Source organism: Limosilactobacillus gastricus DSM 16045, from assembly GCF_001434365.1.
GTDB classification, from domain to species: domain Bacteria; phylum Bacillota; class Bacilli; order Lactobacillales; family Lactobacillaceae; genus Limosilactobacillus; species Limosilactobacillus gastricus.
Genome location: NZ_AZFN01000006.1, coordinates 73,375 through 90,113, shown reverse-complemented (window position 1 = coordinate 90,113; position 16,739 = coordinate 73,375). Strand labels below are relative to the sequence as shown.

The 16,739-nt window shown below is 40.2% G+C and carries 19 protein-coding genes; 15 read left to right on the top strand and 4 right to left on the bottom strand.

The annotated features are described in order from the left end of the window. Positions 1–65: 65 nt before the first annotated feature. Entirely contained in the window at positions 66–557 is a 492-nt protein-coding gene (locus FC60_RS03075; protein ID WP_056937033.1) for a putative quinol monooxygenase, read from the bottom strand. A gap of 160 nt (positions 558–717) precedes the next feature. Here FC60_RS03075 and spxA point away from each other — a divergent pair, with 160 nt between their 5' ends. From spxA to FC60_RS03060, 3 genes are all read left to right on the top strand, one after another. Beyond that, the gene (spxA, locus tag FC60_RS03070) at positions 718–1,125 is read left to right on the top strand and encodes a transcriptional regulator SpxA (RefSeq protein ID WP_056937032.1); all 408 of its coding nucleotides are present in this window, start codon (positions 718–720) and stop codon (positions 1,123–1,125) included. A gap of 91 nt (positions 1,126–1,216) precedes the next feature. Beyond that, positions 1,217–1,918: an adaptor protein MecA gene (locus FC60_RS03065; protein WP_056937031.1), complete on the top strand. Its 702-nt coding sequence runs from the start codon at positions 1,217–1,219 to the stop codon at positions 1,916–1,918. 75 nt (positions 1,919–1,993) lie between these two features. Then, positions 1,994–3,001 carry a competence protein CoiA gene (locus tag FC60_RS03060; RefSeq protein ID WP_056937030.1) on the top strand — a complete coding sequence of 336 codons (1,008 nt, stop codon included), beginning with the start codon at positions 1,994–1,996 and terminating at the stop codon, positions 2,999–3,001. Here FC60_RS03060 and FC60_RS03055 read toward each other — a convergent pair. Next, positions 2,972–3,562: a DsbA family protein gene (locus FC60_RS03055; protein WP_056937029.1), complete on the bottom strand. Its 591-nt coding sequence runs from the start codon at positions 3,560–3,562 to the stop codon at positions 2,972–2,974. The two genes, FC60_RS03060 and FC60_RS03055, sit on opposite strands and share 30 nt — an antisense overlap. A gap of 137 nt (positions 3,563–3,699) precedes the next feature. Between FC60_RS03055 and yjbM the strand changes: the two genes are divergently transcribed. Genes yjbM through FC60_RS03040 form a run of 3 tightly spaced genes read left to right on the top strand, consistent with a single transcriptional unit; the run spans position 3,700 to position 6,097 of the window. Then, positions 3,700–4,389: a GTP diphosphokinase gene (gene yjbM, locus FC60_RS03050; RefSeq protein WP_056937028.1), complete on the top strand. Its 690-nt coding sequence runs from the start codon at positions 3,700–3,702 to the stop codon at positions 4,387–4,389. After that, complete coding sequence (locus FC60_RS03045; RefSeq protein ID WP_007122818.1) at positions 4,386–5,195, top strand: NAD kinase; 810 nt, start codon at positions 4,386–4,388, stop codon at positions 5,193–5,195. Before yjbM ends, FC60_RS03045 begins: the two co-directional genes overlap by 4 nt. Next, entirely contained in the window at positions 5,192–6,097 is a 906-nt protein-coding gene (locus tag FC60_RS03040; RefSeq protein WP_056937027.1) for an RluA family pseudouridine synthase, read from the top strand. Before FC60_RS03045 ends, FC60_RS03040 begins: the two co-directional genes overlap by 4 nt. Positions 6,098–6,138: 41 nt before the next feature. Here FC60_RS03040 and FC60_RS03035 read toward each other — a convergent pair whose 3' ends face one another. Continuing rightward, positions 6,139–7,161: a lactonase family protein gene (locus FC60_RS03035; protein ID WP_056937026.1), complete on the bottom strand. Its 1,023-nt coding sequence runs from the start codon at positions 7,159–7,161 to the stop codon at positions 6,139–6,141. Positions 7,162–7,249: 88 nt separating this feature from the next. Between FC60_RS03035 and FC60_RS03030 the strand changes: the two genes are divergently transcribed. The 3 genes from FC60_RS03030 to FC60_RS03020 all read left to right on the top strand — a co-directional run bounded on the left by FC60_RS03030 (position 7,250) and on the right by FC60_RS03020 (position 11,065). Next, complete coding sequence (locus tag FC60_RS03030) at positions 7,250–8,104, top strand: methyltransferase domain-containing protein (RefSeq protein WP_056937025.1); 855 nt, start codon at positions 7,250–7,252, stop codon at positions 8,102–8,104. An 83-nt stretch (positions 8,105–8,187) separates the two neighbouring features. Continuing rightward, on the top strand, positions 8,188–8,697 hold the full coding sequence (locus tag FC60_RS03025) for a tRNA (cytidine(34)-2'-O)-methyltransferase (protein ID WP_056937024.1): 510 nt from the start codon (positions 8,188–8,190) through the stop codon (positions 8,695–8,697). Between the two features lie 10 nt (positions 8,698–8,707). Then, on the top strand, positions 8,708–11,065 hold the full coding sequence (locus FC60_RS03020) for an FtsK/SpoIIIE family DNA translocase (protein ID WP_056937023.1): 2,358 nt from the start codon (positions 8,708–8,710) through the stop codon (positions 11,063–11,065). Between the two features lie 47 nt (positions 11,066–11,112). Here FC60_RS03020 and FC60_RS09255 read toward each other — a convergent pair whose 3' ends face one another. Then, positions 11,113–11,232 (bottom strand): DUF4044 domain-containing protein, encoded by a 120-nt coding sequence (locus tag FC60_RS09255; RefSeq protein WP_081478433.1) that lies wholly within the window; start codon positions 11,230–11,232, stop codon positions 11,113–11,115. Positions 11,233–11,337: 105 nt separating this feature from the next. Here FC60_RS09255 and FC60_RS03015 point away from each other — a divergent pair, with 105 nt between their 5' ends. From FC60_RS03015 to mraY, 6 genes are all read left to right on the top strand, one after another. Next, positions 11,338–11,697: a hypothetical protein gene (locus FC60_RS03015; RefSeq protein ID WP_056937022.1), complete on the top strand. Its 360-nt coding sequence runs from the start codon at positions 11,338–11,340 to the stop codon at positions 11,695–11,697. A 133-nt stretch (positions 11,698–11,830) separates the two neighbouring features. After that, positions 11,831–12,262, top strand: a complete 432-nt coding sequence (gene mraZ / locus FC60_RS03010) for a division/cell wall cluster transcriptional repressor MraZ (RefSeq protein ID WP_007122812.1) — start codon at positions 11,831–11,833, stop codon at positions 12,260–12,262. Between the two features lie 15 nt (positions 12,263–12,277). After that, positions 12,278–13,225, top strand: coding sequence for a 16S rRNA (cytosine(1402)-N(4))-methyltransferase RsmH (rsmH, locus tag FC60_RS03005; RefSeq protein WP_056937021.1), 948 nt, complete (start codon positions 12,278–12,280; stop codon positions 13,223–13,225). Between the two features lie 18 nt (positions 13,226–13,243). Next, on the top strand, positions 13,244–13,627 hold the full coding sequence (locus FC60_RS03000; protein WP_056937020.1) for a hypothetical protein: 384 nt from the start codon (positions 13,244–13,246) through the stop codon (positions 13,625–13,627). Further along, a complete protein-coding gene (locus FC60_RS02995; RefSeq protein ID WP_056937019.1) occupies positions 13,627–15,786 on the top strand; it encodes a penicillin-binding transpeptidase domain-containing protein in 2,160 nt (719 codons plus the stop codon). Before FC60_RS03000 ends, FC60_RS02995 begins: the two co-directional genes overlap by 1 nt. Before the next feature lie 12 nt (positions 15,787–15,798). Next, positions 15,799–16,734 (top strand): phospho-N-acetylmuramoyl-pentapeptide-transferase, encoded by a 936-nt coding sequence (mraY, locus tag FC60_RS02990; RefSeq protein ID WP_056937018.1) that lies wholly within the window; start codon positions 15,799–15,801, stop codon positions 16,732–16,734. Positions 16,735–16,739: the final 5 nt, after the last annotated feature.

Below are 16,739 nucleotides of genomic sequence, written 5' to 3'. Positions count from 1 at the left end.
ATCACGAGTTCGAGTCTCGTATGGACCGTATCGTAAAAAGATCGAAGCAATTAGCTTCGATCTTTTTAGTTTAAAATGCGAAAATCTTGATGGTAAAAGGAATTTTGAGGATCACGATTACTAAATGATTTTAAGGGTTGGTATACTTTACTGTTTAACCATTCCTGTAAGGCTGCTTCACTTTCCCAACACGTAATCAGTATTATGTGATTAGAATCTTTTAGATCCTGCATGATAAAGGCTGCTGAAAGAGCTGCTACTCGAGTTTTATCAAAAATTTGCCGAGCGGTTTCTAATAGTGCTTCTCGTTTTTTTATATCATCGTTGTACGATTCAATGTGTACGATCCCACTCAACTTATCATCATGATAATGTTCAAGTACTTGATAACTGATTGGGCTTGCAAAATTACTCTCACGGTTTCCGGTTACATCAAATAGATAGGTCCGATTGGAGCTGATTTCATTTGCTAATCGATATTGACGGTCAGCATTATTATCAATAAGCGTTTGTAGGATGCTAGGTGACCCTGAAGTATAGTGTAAATAGTTCATCATAAGATAACCCCCTTTACATATATTATAATTCTATTTTAGGGTTTGAATCGGACAAAATTGTAACTTACAAAAAGTAATTAAAATTTTCTTAAAGGGGTATTTTTCTTACAAAAAGATAGTATAATATTTATAGAGAATTTGACATAGGGAGGTTGATTTTATGGTTACCTTATATGTAACACCAAGTAGTACATCAAGTCGGAAAGCCCGGGCTTGGCTTGAAAAACATAATATTCCATTTAATGAACGCAATATTATTGCCAATCCATTATCTATCGATGAAATCAAATCAATTTTACGAATGACTGAAAATGGAACTGAGGATCTTATTTCAACTCGTTCTAAGGCTTTTCAGGCTTTAGATGTTGATCTAGATGAAGTGCCGATGAATGATTTATACCAAATCATTCATGATAATCCGGGAATGTTACGGCGTCCAATAATGATGGATGATAAACGTTTACAAATTGGCTATAATGAGGATGAAATTCGGCGGTTTTTACCACGAGAAATTCGCCAAATGGAGTTAGCCAAAGCTCAAGAAATGGCTGAACTTTTAGAAGCTTAATCGGGAAGGATCACTAATGTGTTTCTTCCCTTTATTATTGCCCAAAGATGTTATAAAATGGTAACATTATATATTAAAGAAGGGGGGCATCATGATGGAAGTAAATCGACTTGATGACGATACTTTACAGGTGATTATTAGTCAGGATGACCTTGAAGCACGTGGCATTACAATGCTCGATTTGATGGGAGATCAACATCAGATTCAAGAATTTTTCTATCAGGTTTTAGAAGAAGTTGATACGGAAAACCAATTTAAAGATAATGATTCCGTGACTTTTCAGGTTTTACAATCGCCTAGCGGAATTGAACTTATCATCTCAAAAAATAATTCGTTCTTAGATAACCCAGAGCTATTACAACAACATCAAGAGCAGTTATTTAAATTTCTTAAAAAAGAATTGCAAGCACATGATCGCAAGACAACGATTAGTGATCATGATGATTCATCTGAAGAACAAACTGATGAAATTGAATCTGCCTTAAATGATCCTGATTTACAAAAGTATACCAAAGTGGTTTCTTTTGCCGATTTTGAAGACTTTATAGAGCTTTCACGATTGGCAGATACATCTAATCTGGCATCTGATCTATATAAATATCAAGATCATTACTACTTAATTTTGACCTTTTTTGAAAATGGTGATCTCACGCCGGAAGCAATTCGGGACCGTCTTGGAATTGTATACGAATATGCGAATGAATCATCGATGGATCCAATGCTTTTACGTGAACATGGTCAGCATGTGATGACCCAAGCTGCTTTTGAGTTAGCTCGACATTATTTTGCCTAATTTAAACCCTTTTAAATTGAACTTTGGTTTGATTTAAAGGGGTTTTTACGTATTTCCTTTTAGGAGGGGAAATATATGTTAATAGCATTTAATTCACAAGGTCAATTAATTCATGCTAGTCAGGCTAAAGCAAAAGCTAAATATTATTGTTCAGAAACGTTTGTGCCAATGGAAATGCGCCTAAGTAGTAAGAATCAGCCGTATTTTGCCAAAATTAATCATCAGGGAGCTTCCGAAAGCCAGGAACATTTATTAGGAAAGCAGCAAATCTATACATGGTGTCAACAGCAAGGATGGCTGACTGATTTGGAAGTACCGGTTAATTCAATTCAGCAGCGCATTGATGTGTTGGCTAATGTAAAGCAGCAAAAGGTTGCTTTTGAATTTCAATGTAGTCCAATCAGTATTCAGACGCTTAAAAAGCGGACCACATATTATTGGCGAGCTGGTTATAATGTTTACTGGTTTCTAGGCTCACCCTACCGACCGATTTCAAGAAAAATGCAAGCTAAATTTACACAATGGGATCAACATCAGCCAGTTCTTTATTGGTGGCATGTTAAGCAAGGTAAATTTAGCAAACAGGTTATGAATTTGAATAATTTTAATAATAATGACCTAATCAACCGTGAACTGAATCGACTAAAATGGCAGCGACGGCATAAAACTCATTCAGCACTACTTAATCTAGCCTACCTAAACCATCACCAACTATGGCTTTGTCCAGCCTTTTTACATAACTGGGGCGAAAGTTGGCCACTAACCAGTGATCATTTATTAGAATGGCAACTAAAAGTTTTATTACAGTTGGAAAGATTGCCTTTAAAAAGTCAATGGACACCAGAACAGTGGTTTCAGTGGGTGGAACAACAAACGAATTGGTTACCAATGCCTTGTTTGAGGGTCAAACAACAACAAATTTTACATCAACGTTTAATTAATCGGTTAACTCAAAGGTGGTCCCTAGCGGAAGTATTGAAAGTAACTAAGCAAGGCATAATTTTCTGGCAGCTTCCCAAGTGGTATGGTAGTGAACAAGAAAAAAAGCGTCACTTAAGTTCGTGGCGCTGGGATCAATTTTAAAGTATTTGGCTGATTTAATAATTGACTTAATTTTTGGATGGAGAAGTCACTAATAAAACTTGCATATTGCTCGTTTTGACTATCGATCAGAACTGCTGAAGTTGGTTCTTGAATTTTGAATTCATGAACTAAGAGGTTCATTTGCTGAATGGCTTGTTGAACTAATTTACTTTTCCGATCTAAATAAAATTGTTCTGGGTCGAGTTTAACGTCGTTAATCGCTTCAGCAACGAGTTGTTGAGAATATGGTTGCTGGTCATGAATAATTGTTGATTGTAATTTGCAGAGGAATTTAATACCACGTTTTTTCCCTTGAAGAAGGGAGGCTTGATAATCAAGGGTAATTTGGTTCATCAAAATATTGATAGCTTGCTGATTTTTCATTGATGGGGTGCGGTGTAAATCAGCAAGGGCTCGGTTAATGGTTTCTTGATTTATTAAAGGAATTACTTGATAACAAATTTTAGTTGGGGTGAAGTTCTTTTGATAAGTCATTAATTCCAGTTCACGACGTAAACATCGAGAACCTAATGGACTTACAAAAAGATATATTTCTAGCATAATCAATCCTCCACAAGATCTTTAATTAATTTTTACAGAACCGCTTCCAAATGTAAAGAAAAGTGAATTAGGTGGATTTAATGGTTATTTGCTCTAATTATGCTAAAATATAAAGCGTATTTACGGGAGGTGACGAGATGATTGAGGATTGGAAACATTTTTTATTACCTTATCAACAGGCGGTTGATGAATTAAAGGTTAAATTACGGGGAATGCGGAAACAATTTCAGGATCAATCGGCGCATTCACCAATCGAATTCGTAACCGGTCGAGTTAAACCGGTGGAAAGTATCCAAGAAAAAATGGTCCGTCGCCATGTTCAAGAAGATCGGCTCGAACAAGATATGCAAGATATCGCTGGATTACGGATCATGTGTCAGTTTGTCGAAGATATCTACCAAGTCGTTGATTTGTTACGGGAGCGAACCGACATTACGATTATTGAGGAGCGAGACTACATTACGAACGTGAAACCAAGTGGTTACCGTTCGTATCATATTGTCATCGAGTATCCGGTTCAACTGGTAACGGGAGAAAAGCGGATTTTAGCTGAGATCCAGGTGCGGACCTTAGCCATGAATTTCTGGGCAACGGTTGAGCACTCATTAAATTATAAGTATCAAGGGGAATTTCCGGAGGCCATGGCTACACGTTTAAAGACGGCTGCCGAAGCTGCTTTTAAGCTAGATGAAGAAATGTCGGAAATTCGAGAAGATATTCAAGAAGCCCAGCAATTATTTTCCCATGGTCGGGGAGCGGAATGGACCAAAAGCGCGATTGAATCGCAAGAAGATCAAAATGATCAAGTAGAAAGAGGAAATGAATGAAGTACGCCATTTATACATATGACTCAGAACAGTCACTCCAAGTTCGCCAGGAGATTCTAGACCAAGCCGAAGGAACCGAATTGGAATATGACGAAACTTATCCCGAAGTAGTGATTTCAGTTGGTGGAGATGGAACCTTGTTGTCGGCCATTCATAAATATCAGGATCAACTAGATCAGATTCGGTTTGTGGGGATTCATACGGGACACCTTGGATTTTACGCAGATTGGCGACCTTATGAAGTCGCTGAACTAGTGGAAAGTCTTAAAAACGATAGTGGTCAATCCGTCACTTATCCCTTGTTAAAAACGGAAGCCTTATATGACGATGGTTCAATCGAGGAAAGTGTAGCCATTAACGAAGCGACCATTCGGGATTTCTCAAAGACTTTGGTGTGCGACGTTTACATTAACCATAATCTGTTTGAACGATTCCGGGGTGATGGCTTGTGTATCTCCACCCCAACTGGTTCTACGGCTTATAACAAATCGGTTGGTGGGGCCATCATGGATCCGCGGATTATTGGTTTCCAGGTTGCGGAAATGGCTTCTTTGAATAACATGATCTTTCGGACGATTGGTTCTCCCGTAATTTTAGGGACCCATGCTCAGCTGAATATCAAGATCATGAATGATGAAAATCTAATTTTAACCAATGATCGGGAAATTACGAAATTGGATGACGATCAACGTCATTTAACTGAAATTAAGTATTGTGTGGCTAGTCAACGAGTGTATTTTGCTAAATATCGGCATACTAGTTTTTGGAAGCGAGTTCGCGATTCCTTTATTGGTGATGAAAATTGAGATTTGATTGGACCTACCGAGGGAAGTACCCACGTCGATTAAGAGCAGTTTTAAAATCCTTTGGGGTTAGCAGTTCGTTAATTAAAGTCGCCATTTTTCATGGGGGACAAATGCAAATTAACAACCAGCCCCAGTGGGCGGTGACCCAGGTTCAACCAGGAGATCAGGTTAGTTTGTTACTTCCTGATGAGCCAGCCAATCCTAATTTGGATGTCAGTGATGAGCCATTAGAGATCATGTATGAAGATCGTGATTTTTTAGTGGTGAACAAACCAGCGGGGGTTGCGACCGTTCCTGCTCATAATGTTCCGGTCCATAATAGTCTCGTTAATCGGCTAAAGGGTTATTATCTGCGTCAACAATATCCAAATCAGGTTACCCATGTTGCCACGCGGTTAGATCGCGATACTAGTGGACTTGTAATTTTCCCGAAACACCGTTTTGCTCATGCGGTATTGGATCAACAATTGAAGCAACACCAGGTGACCAAACGGTATCTAGCAATTGTGCAAGGAAAAGTTCCGGCGAAGCATGGAGTAATCATGGCTCCCATTCGTCGAGATCCAGCATCTTTTGTGCAACGACAAGTCGCCCGTGATGGGAAAATGTCAATCACGGAGTATTGGATTCGAGAGATGACCGATGCGAAGACAGTTGTGCGGATCGCTTTACATAGCGGACGGACCCATCAGATTCGGGTCCACTTTCAATCCATTGGACACCCTTTAATTGGTGACGATATGTATGGACAAGCTTCGCCTTTAATTGATCGCCAGGCTTTGCACTGTCAGTATGTTAGCTTTTATAGTCCTTTTATTAATCAAGTAATTGAAGTATCGGTACCAATTCCTGCTGATATGCGGAATTTGATTCAAAAAAATGAGGCCGGAAGAAACTTTTAGATTCTTCATCGGCCTCATTTATTTGGCTAAGAGCGACTTAATTACCATTGCTTAACACATACTGGTTCTGGGCAGGCAACATCTTTTTGCAAAAGCGTTAGTAAGCCAGTTTCAGGATCTCGATCATATAAAGTCAAATTATCGGATTCTTGATTGGAAGCAACTAGGAAATCTTCATTTTTACTTAAATCAAAATCCCGTGGGAAATCCCCTTCAGTTGAAATTGATTGGATATGTTTAACGGTGGAATCAGCTTGGACAGCAAAGACAGCTAAAGTATTTTCTCCCCGATTGGAAGTGTAAACATATTTGCCATCACTACTAATATGAATTGCGGCTGCTCCGTTGTGAGCGGTCCAATCATCGGGAATCGTCTTAATAGTTTGAAGATGTTCAAAACTACCCGTATTAGCATCATACTTTAGAACTTCTAATTGGCTACTTAATTCGCCAAGGACGTAAGCAACTTTTCCATCGGGACTAAAGGTTAAGTGACGGGTCCCAAAGCCCGCTTCATGCTGATAAGTAGAAACAAAGGTCAATTGACCATTTTCACTGACGTCATAAACGATGGTTTGGTCAAGTCCTAAATCACAAACTACTAATCGGTGGTCAGGAGTTAGGTCAGCATAGTGAGCGTGAGGATTATCCTGTTCAGGACGTGGGCCTGTCACCCCTGAGTGCTTAACTTCGTCGGTTTGGGTCAAACTTTGGTCGTCGTTAATGTGGTAAACTGTAACTGTTCCAGCGTGGTAATTTGCCGAGTACAAAAGGGAACGAGCTTGATCCACGGCGACGTATGCAGGTGGAGCTACCACACTCAAATTAGTCTTAAGTAATTCAGCTTGGTCTCCTTGAAGGGCGTATGAAGCCACGCCACCTTCATCGCCAATTTGTTTCACACTGTAAAGATGGTTATTTAGTACTTGTAAGTATGCTGGCTTTTCCGATTTAGCGACAAGCCAAACAGGACTTAAGCTTGCTTGTTCCGAATCCAAGGTAACTCCATAGATTCCTTGGCTGGTTTTCTTAGTATAAGTTCCAATTAGAAATTTTTCTGTCACAATAATAGCCTCCTTAAATATAATCAATCTTATAATAACAGGCTCGTCTTTGAAGCGCTAGTGATGGTAATCTAGAAAGGTTTTTTAGATGAAAAAAATAGAAGTTGTTGAAACGTGGTTAAGCGAGCATTTAGCCATGTTTCAATGTCCAGTTTGCCAATCAGCAATTGTGAACCTAGATCAACATAGTTTGATTTGCTCTAATCGCCATTTTACTAATATTAACAAGCATGGATATGTTTACTTCATTAATCATGCGGCGAAGGGTGAATATAATCGCGAGATGTTATTAGATCGACGAAAACTATTACAAGCGGGACTATTTAAACCCATGGTAGAAGTGGTGGCACGGCGACTCAGCGCGCAAGATGAAACTATCCTGGACGTAGGAACTGGGGAAGGGACCCCTTTAGATCAGATCAGGCTGGCTCGGGCTAGTTCTAATGACACCTATTTAGGGTTTGATATTGCTAAAGATGGAGTGCAACTGGCCACCCAACTAGATCCCCACCTTTTCTTTTGTGTTGCTGATTTACGAAAACTCCCCTTTCAATCACAACAGTTTTCGACGATTGTTGAATTCTTTTCACCCTCAGATTATGGTGAATTTAAGCGTGTTTTAAAACCTGGCGGTCAGGTTTTAAAAGTGATCCCTAATCCGGATTATTTAATTGAGTTACGACAACTACTCTATGCTGATGATCAGGGCCATCAAACTTACTCGAACCAATCCGTTAAAGATTTATTCAAAGTTCATTATCCACAGATGGAAGAAGAACGTATTCAATATCAATTTGATTTGCCATTTGATTTAAGATTCAGCCTAGTTAAAATGTCGCCTTTGCATTGGGGAAAATCCGCGAAGGCCTTAACGGATGAAGAACTAATCAAACTTACTCAGGTCACTGTTGATGTCCAACTATTAATTGGTCATCAATCATAAGTATGGTAAAATAACTAAGAATTAATGGGTAACGTGAAGCAGTCCGGCGCCTCTGCCACCTGCTTTTTTTATTGAGGAGAATCATGACTAATCACATTGTATTATTTGAACCGCTATTTCCAGCTAATACTGGAAATATTGCGCGAACTTGTGCGGGCACCAATACGGTTTTACATTTAATTAAACCGCTGGGCTTTTCAACGGATGATAAACATATGAAACGCGCAGGACTAGACTATTGGGATAAGGTCGAAGTTGTTTATCATGACGATTTGCCTTCCTTTATGGCGACTTTACCTGACCTAGAAAACTTTTATATTGTTTCAAAATTTGCTGAACGCGATTATAGTCAAGCTGATTATACGACGGATGGCGATCATTATTTCTTATTTGGAAAAGAAACGACTGGCTTGCCAGAACCATTTATGCGTCAGTATCCTGATCAGGCCATTCGGATTCCACAAAATGATGATCATATTCGTGCACTGAATTTATCGAATAGTGCTGCAATTGTGATTTATGAAGCCATGCGCCAACAAGAATTCCCGCAATTAGCACGGACACATCGTTACGAAGATGACAAATTAAAGTAAGGAGGTAAATATGGCAGCGAAACGGACGACCAGTCGAAAACGAACCGCTTCACCACGCCGGCGACGAACTAATGCAAGTGCTAAACAGCGAGATCAACGGATTATTTTTAGCTTAAGTGGAATTTTGTTGATCCTATTGACGCTTTTAGGCCTGTTTCGTTTGGGACTAATTGGACAGTGGGTGTACGATCTTTTTATGATCCTAGGGGGACAAAGTTACTTTGTCTTAATGTTAGTGCTTATAATATATTGCCTCGGGCTAAGTATCTATGGTAAATTTCCCCACTTTAAGAAACGGTTAATTATTGGCTTTGGTCTATTTTATCTTGGCCTGGTTACCTATCTACATTATTTAATGTTTAATCAAATTTACCAAGCCCAACATATTTTTAATACAACATGGAACAATATTCTTCAAGCAACACTGGGTGGTGATAACACCTTGTTTGTTGGTGGGGGAATGATTGGGGCGATGTGTTATCAAATTACTAGTTATCTGATTGCCCCAATCGGAAGTGCCATCTTGGGATGGTTGCTCATGCTAGTTGGAGTCGTGGTATTCTTTAATTTGCCGTGGAATAAGGTTCTAGTGGAGGTTCAAAATTTCTTCCACTGGCTAAAAGATCAAGGTGAACGTCGAAAGGACCAAACAAGCCAGTCTCATCCAAAACCAGGACAAAAACAAGTTAAGAAAAGGGCCAAAGAACCCGACAAGAGGACCTCGCTTTTGGATAAATTTAAGGACCACCGTCAGGATCCGGCTGATAAAGATTTACCAACACCAGTTAGTGAACGGCCACCAATTGTTGAACCAACGATTAACGTGGCCACTTCAACGAATCCAACTAAACCAAGTGAAAACTTGCAAAATTCACAAACCAATACTCCTGACGTGGAAACCAGTGATGAAGGTCATGAAGAGGTGGCTTTAGCGGGAGTTGAGGGGTCAACGGTCGATGATGATTATCAATTACCGCCAGCTAATTTATTGGCGAAGGTACAATCGACCGATCAAAGTGCAGATCTTAACTCGATTAAGGCTAATACCAAAAAATTACAAGAAACTTTGGCTTCATTTGGAGTTGATGCCACGGTAGAAAATGTTAACCTAGGGCCAACCGTAACCAAATACGAACTTCGACCTGCCATTGGGGTTAAGGTTAGTAAAATTACTCACTTAGCGGATGATCTAGCGCTGGCTTTGGCCGCAAAAGATATTCGGATCGAAGCACCGATTCCGGGCAAATCATTAATTGGGATTGAAGTTCCCAATACTAAGATTGCGACCGTAGGCTTTCGTGATATGATTGAAGCCGCTCCACGAAATGACAAACCATTAGAGGTTCCGCTAGGTCGGACGGTGACGGGGACGGTCATGATGGCTGATCTGACGAAAATGCCGCATTTGTTAATTGCGGGATCGACCGGGAGCGGGAAGTCCGTTGCAATCAACGGGATTATTGTGTCAATCTTAATGAAGGCCAAACCAAATCAAGTCAAATTCTTGATGATTGATCCGAAAAAGGTCGAATTAAGTATTTACAATGGAATCCCTCATCTCCTAAGTCCAGTCGTTTCGGAACCCAAGAAGGCGGCGCGGGCCTTAGGAAAGGTGGTTGCCGAGATGGAACGTCGCTATGAATTGTTCTCCGCCTTTAATGTCCGAAATTTAGACGGATATAATCAAATGGTGCGGGAAAGTGGTGAAGCAGATCAACATGAATTGCCTTTAATTTTGGTAATTGTTGATGAATTGGCTGATTTGATGATGACGGTTTCGAATGATGTTGAAACCGCGATTGTCCGGATTGCCCAGATGGGGCGTGCAGCTGGGATTCATATGATCCTAGCTACGCAGCGACCGTCAGTCGATGTAATTACGGGCTTAATTAAGGCCAATGTTCCTTCCCGGATTGCCTTTGCCGTTTCAAGTGGGATTGACTCGCGGACAATTTTGGATGCTAATGGTGCGGAAAAATTATTAGGGCGTGGGGACATGTTATTCCAGCCGATTGATCAGAATAAACCGACTCGGGTGCAAGGAGCCTTTATTTCGGATCATGATGTTGAATCAGTTGTTGATTTCATCAAGGATGAAAGTCAAGTCGAATATGATGATCGCATTGTCGTGACGGATAATGAAATGGAACAGGCTGAAAATGCAGAAGATGAAGATGAGTTGTTTCAAGAGGCCTTAGCCTTTGTTGTTGATCAGCAAAAGGCATCGACCTCGTTAATTCAACGCCGCTTCCGGATTGGCTATAATCGGGCTGCCCGAATTATTGATGATTTAGAGCAGCGTGGCTATATCGGCCCCGCGAACGGGTCCAAACCTCGCGAAGTATATAAACAAGCGGATCATGAATAAAAAATCCCCCACTTCTTACCACAAGTAAGAGTGGGGGATTTCTACCATTAAAGCAAGCCCAGGGCCCCAATGGCAGAAATAACTAAAGAACCAATGGTGGCAATCAGCATTAGCCAAACAACCACCATCGTGATTTTTTGAAAGGTGGATTTCTTTTTTCGTTGCATTAGAATTCTCCTAAATATTAATGTAACTAGTGTAACCAGAATGAATTGAAATTTCAAATTTGTTTCTTTAGAATAAGATGCAGTGAAAAAATGGTGGTATTGAGTATGTCCTTAAATTATCAAAAATTACTTATTGATGGTGCGATTATTATTGGCATCTATGTTTTACAATTATTAGTCTTTCGTTTATTGCAGATTGCTCCCCGTCAAGGACGTCAAAAATTAAATTGGGCTTGGGGAATTATGTTAATGCTCCTAGCATATTTGAATTTGGGTTTTTATTGGTTTGCTTTCCCGGTGATCGGATGGATGATAATTGGACTAACGATCGTCGTGATTCAATGGCATCGGACCCATGAGTTAGTCTATCGAAAGTATTGGACCACCTTTTGGCAGTGGACCTATATTTATGCAACGATAGTCTTTATTGGATCCTTGTTTGGTACGGCTTTACCAGTTATTTAAGTAATCATTTAAAGAGAGTTCTCACGAAAAGTGGGGACTCTTTTTTGTTTTGGGAGATATGTAAAATGATGTGGTGAGAAGTGGGGGATTGTGGTAGACTAAAATAAGAAAAATTGGGAGGAGGTGATTAACCGTGTTTATGGGTGAGTTTGAACATTCAATTGATAATAAAGGGCGGTTAATCATTCCTGCTAAATTTCGAAATCAAGTTGGCTCCACCTGTGTCGTTACTCGAGGAATGGATCATAGCTTGAGCGTGTACACGATGGAAGAATGGGATAAGGTAAAACAACGTTTAGCCCAATTACCATCAACTAAGGGCAATGCGCGAAAGTTTGTGCGTTTTATTTTTTCGGCAGCGACAGAATGTGAATTTGATAAACAAGGTCGGATCAATATTCCTCAAAATTTATTGACGCACGCGGAAATTGATAAGAAATGTGCCATTATTGGCGTTTCGAGCCATTTTGAAATCTGGGATGCCGATAATTGGTCTACTTATCAAGCCGATGCAGCAGAAGATTTTGATGACATTGCCGAAGAAATTGGTGATCTTAACTTTTAATAAGGAGGCAACCCAATGACACAATTTAATCATGTGACGGTGTTGCTTCATGAAGCAGTGGATGGTCTGAATATCAAACCTGCTGGAATATATGTTGATGGTACTCTTGGTGGAGGCGGTCACAGTCAAGCAATTTTAGAGCGGCTGTCATCTGAAGGACATTTATATGCGTTTGATCAGGATCAGACCGCCATTCAGTATAATCAAGAACATCTCAAACAGTATATTGTTGATGGACGGCTGACTTTAGTGAAAAGTAACTTTAGCCAATTAAAGGTTGCCTTGGCACAAACAGGGATTAGCGCGATTGATGGCATGGTCTATGACCTGGGAGTTTCATCGCCACAATTTGATGATGCGAAACGCGGCTTTTCTTACCAACATGATGCTCCTTTAGATATGCGGATGGATCAAACACAATCCCTGTCAGCGATGGAAGTAGTAAATGAGTGGTCATTTCAGGATCTGATGCGGATTTTATCACGATATGGAGAAGAAAAATTTGCTAAACAGATCGCAAGGTCCATTGAAAAGCAACGGCAAGCAGCACCGATTAAAACCACGTTGGAATTGGCTGAAATTGTAAAAAATGCGATTCCAGCACCAGCTCGTCGTCATGGAGGTCATCCTGCCAAAAAGAGTTTTCAGGCCATTCGAATTGCAGTTAATAATGAACTGGGTGTTTTAGAAAGTTCACTCGAACAGGCACTAGATTTGTTAACAGTTGGGGGAAGAATTAGTGTCATAACCTTCCAATCCTTAGAGGATCGATTGGTTAAAACGATGTTTAAGGAACGAACGACGATTCCGGATTTGCCAGCAGGATTACCGGTAATTCCCAAAGAAGCCCAACCTGATTTCAAATTAGTAAACAAAAAGCCAATCATCGCCAGTGATCAAGAATTAGCAACGAACCATCGAGCTCACAGTGCGAAGTTAAGAATTATTGAACGGATTAAATAGAAAAAGAGGGAACGAACTATGGCTGCCAATGCTGCTCCAAAATTTAATCAACCATTAAGTGAGCCTAAGCCGCAGTCTGCTCCTTCCAAAGGTGCTAATAGGCAACCTCGCTTGGCGACGATTAAACGCGTTCGGTTCTCACCATTTGAAAAATTGATGTTAACCATTGGAACATTAGTTGTCACGGCCCTATTAGTTTTGTTAGTATCTACTAAGATTACGACCAACAACCGACAAGAACATCTGCAAAATTTGCAATCAACAGCTAGCAGTCTATCGACTTCTAATTCCGATCAACAACAGGAAATTGATGAAAAAACCAATTCATCGAACTTAAAAAGCGTAGCTAGCAAGTACAGCATGTCGGACGTAACCAATAGTACGAGGAACGTTAGTAAATAATGAGACTAAAGTTGCCTAAAATAAGGATAAAAGCAAATAAATCCAATCAGCGTGACCCAAAAGCCTTTGGTAAATGGCTTTTTTTTGTTGTGGGCGCGCTATTTGTTGTTTTTGGGATTCGCTTTGCTTATATTTCGATAGGTAAACACGTAAAAGGATATGATTTAGCCACCTTAGCCAAACAACGCTATACAAGTTCTTCAACCATTCAAGCTAAACGGGGGAAAATTTATGATGCTAATGGTGGTACTTTAGCCACCAATACGAGTCGTTATACTGTTTATGCAATTATCAGTCATTCCTATAAGAGCACGTCTGGAAAAAAACTATATGTTCAAAACAAGCGCAAAACGGCTAAAATTTTAGCCAAGCAATTAGGAATGTCAGAGAAGAAGGTCTATCAGTTACTTAATCCGGCGAATAAAAAGACTTACCAGGTTCAATTTGGGACGAAAGGTAGTAATTTAACGGCCAGTCAGATGTTAAAGATTAAACAATATCATCTGCCGGGAATTAAGTTTACGAAGACCTCAGCTCGCGAATATCCAGAAGGTAACTTCTTAAGTCAAATTTTGGGCCAGACAACAACTAAAGTTAATTCTAAGACCCACCAAACCTCTTTAGTAGGAACGATGGGATTAGAAAGTTACTTTAACAAGATCCTCAGTGGTGAAAACGGGGTTAAGAGCGTTCGTCAAGACGTATATGGATACAAATTATCTAGTTCGGAAGCTGGTGGACGTAAAGTAAAAGATGGTGGAAATGTTTATACGACGATCGATGAGCAGGTTCAAAATATGTTAGAAACGACTATGCAATCGGTTGAAGATAAAACCCAAGCGGAATCCTTAACTGGGATTGTCGTCGAAGCGAAAACCGGGAAGATATTAGCCGCCTCTCAACGACCAAATTTAACATCGGACACCCCCACTTGGGTGAATGCCCTTACCCAAACCACTTATGAACCAGGATCAACGATGAAAATCTTTGCCCTGAGTGCAGCGATTAATTCCGGTAAGTTCAATCCCAATAAGACTTACCAATCTGGTTCGTATTCACTCGGTGGTGGGAAGATCACCGACTGGAAGACAGAGGGATGGGGAACCATTACCTATCAAGAAGCGATTGATCGATCCAGTAACGTTGGATTTGCTCATATTGAACAAGATATGGGGGCTAAGACTTGGTTGAAGTACATTAAGGCTTTCGGTTTCCTTAAAGCGGCTAAAGTGTATGGTCTTGGTCAAGAAGGATCCGGATCCACAACTTATAGTGGTTCCTTGGAACAGGCTAACACTGCTTTTGGACAAGGGATTACCGTTACTGGGATGCAAATTATTCAAGCTTTAACGGCCGTTGCCAATAATGGGAAAATGATGCAGCCTTATATCATTTCTAAAGTCACTGATAGTGATGGAAAGACTATCAAAAAGATTAAGCCTAAACAAATTGCAACCCCGATAACCAGTAAAACTTCGAAGCAAGTTTTGAACTATTTAAAAGGAGTTATCTATAACGATGACGGGACTGGCCAAGCATACAAGGTGGATGGTTACACGATTGCCGGTAAGACCGGGACAGCCCAAATCGCTGGTTCCAATGGTAGCTACGAAACGGGAACCTATGATTACATTTATTCATTTGCTGGTTTTGCCCCGGCCAACAATCCGCGGTATATTGTTTACGTTACGATGACTAAACCTAAGACCGTTGATCAAAGTGCTGAAAATACTATTTCGACCATTACCACCCCGATTATCAAGTTCCTACTTGATCGCGATAAATCAGCTAGCAAGAAGAGCCCCGGGACAATTAAGATGCCTAACCTGATTGGTAAGAATATTAATTCGGCTGCTAAATCTTTAACTAAAAATAATTTAACGGTTACAACCCTAGGAAGTGGCAAAAAGGTAACTAAACAATCAGTGACCGCTGGTGAGCGCGTTATGGTTAAAAACCGGATCTTCTTGTTGACTGGTGGAACTTATCAAATGCCTGATGTTAGTGGTTGGAGTCAAGCAGACGTTAATGAACTAGGTCAACTATTGGGATTGAAAGTTAAGACGAGTGGGACAGGATTTGTCTCAAAGCAAAGTATTACGCAAGGAACCACGATTAAACAAGGCCAAACCTTAACAGTCACCCTTGCGAAAAAGTAAAAGGAGATTAAGATGAGTTTTTGGTTTTTAGGATTATCTTTAATTTGCGCGTTAGCCCTTACTTGGCTAGCGATGCCAGCTTTAATCCGTTATTTTATTGCCAAAAAAGAAGGACAACAAATTCGTGAAGAAGGACCAACTTGGCATGCTAAAAAATCCGGCACTCCGACGATGGGGGGCTTAATGTTTGTCTTAGCAGCTACATTTAGTACCTTGCTCACAGGATGGCTTGCAGGACAATTAACGGCAATGTTGTGGGCAGTGTTGTTAGTGTGGATCGTTTACAGCCTAATTGGAATGTGGGACGATAGTATTAAAATTTTTCGTCAGCAAAATGAGGGCTTTAAACCTTGGCAAAAATTTCTTTGTCAGGTGATTGCGGCCATTATTTTTGTCGCTATTTTCCGTTCAGACGATCCATCAGTGGGCTGGTTATATATGGCCTTTATCGTCTTTTGGTTAGTCGGTTTCTCCAATGCTGTTAATTTAACCGATGGATTAGATGGCCTGGTAACTGGCTTAGCTACGATTTCATTTGCGGCCTATTTGATTTTGGCGCTATTCCAACACCAATATGACGTTGCAATCTTCTGTACGGCGGTTATTGGGGGATTAATTGGCTTTTTCCCCTTTAATCACAAACCAGCGAAAATTTTTATGGGTGATATGGGTTCATTAGCGCTGGGGGGCGCTTTAGCTGCCGTTGCGATTATGGTACATCATCCATGGTCCTTATTGTTGATTGGGCTTATTTATGTAATTGAAACAGCCAGCGTAATCCTTCAAGTCTTTTGGTTCCGGCGAACTGGTAAACGGATTTTTAAGATGACACCAATTCATCATGCCTTTGAAATGGATGGTTGGTCAGAATGGAAGATTGATTACGTCTTTTGGTTGGTTCAGTTGGTGGCCGCAGCAATTTCAGTTACAGTGTTAATGGCAATTTAAAGTAA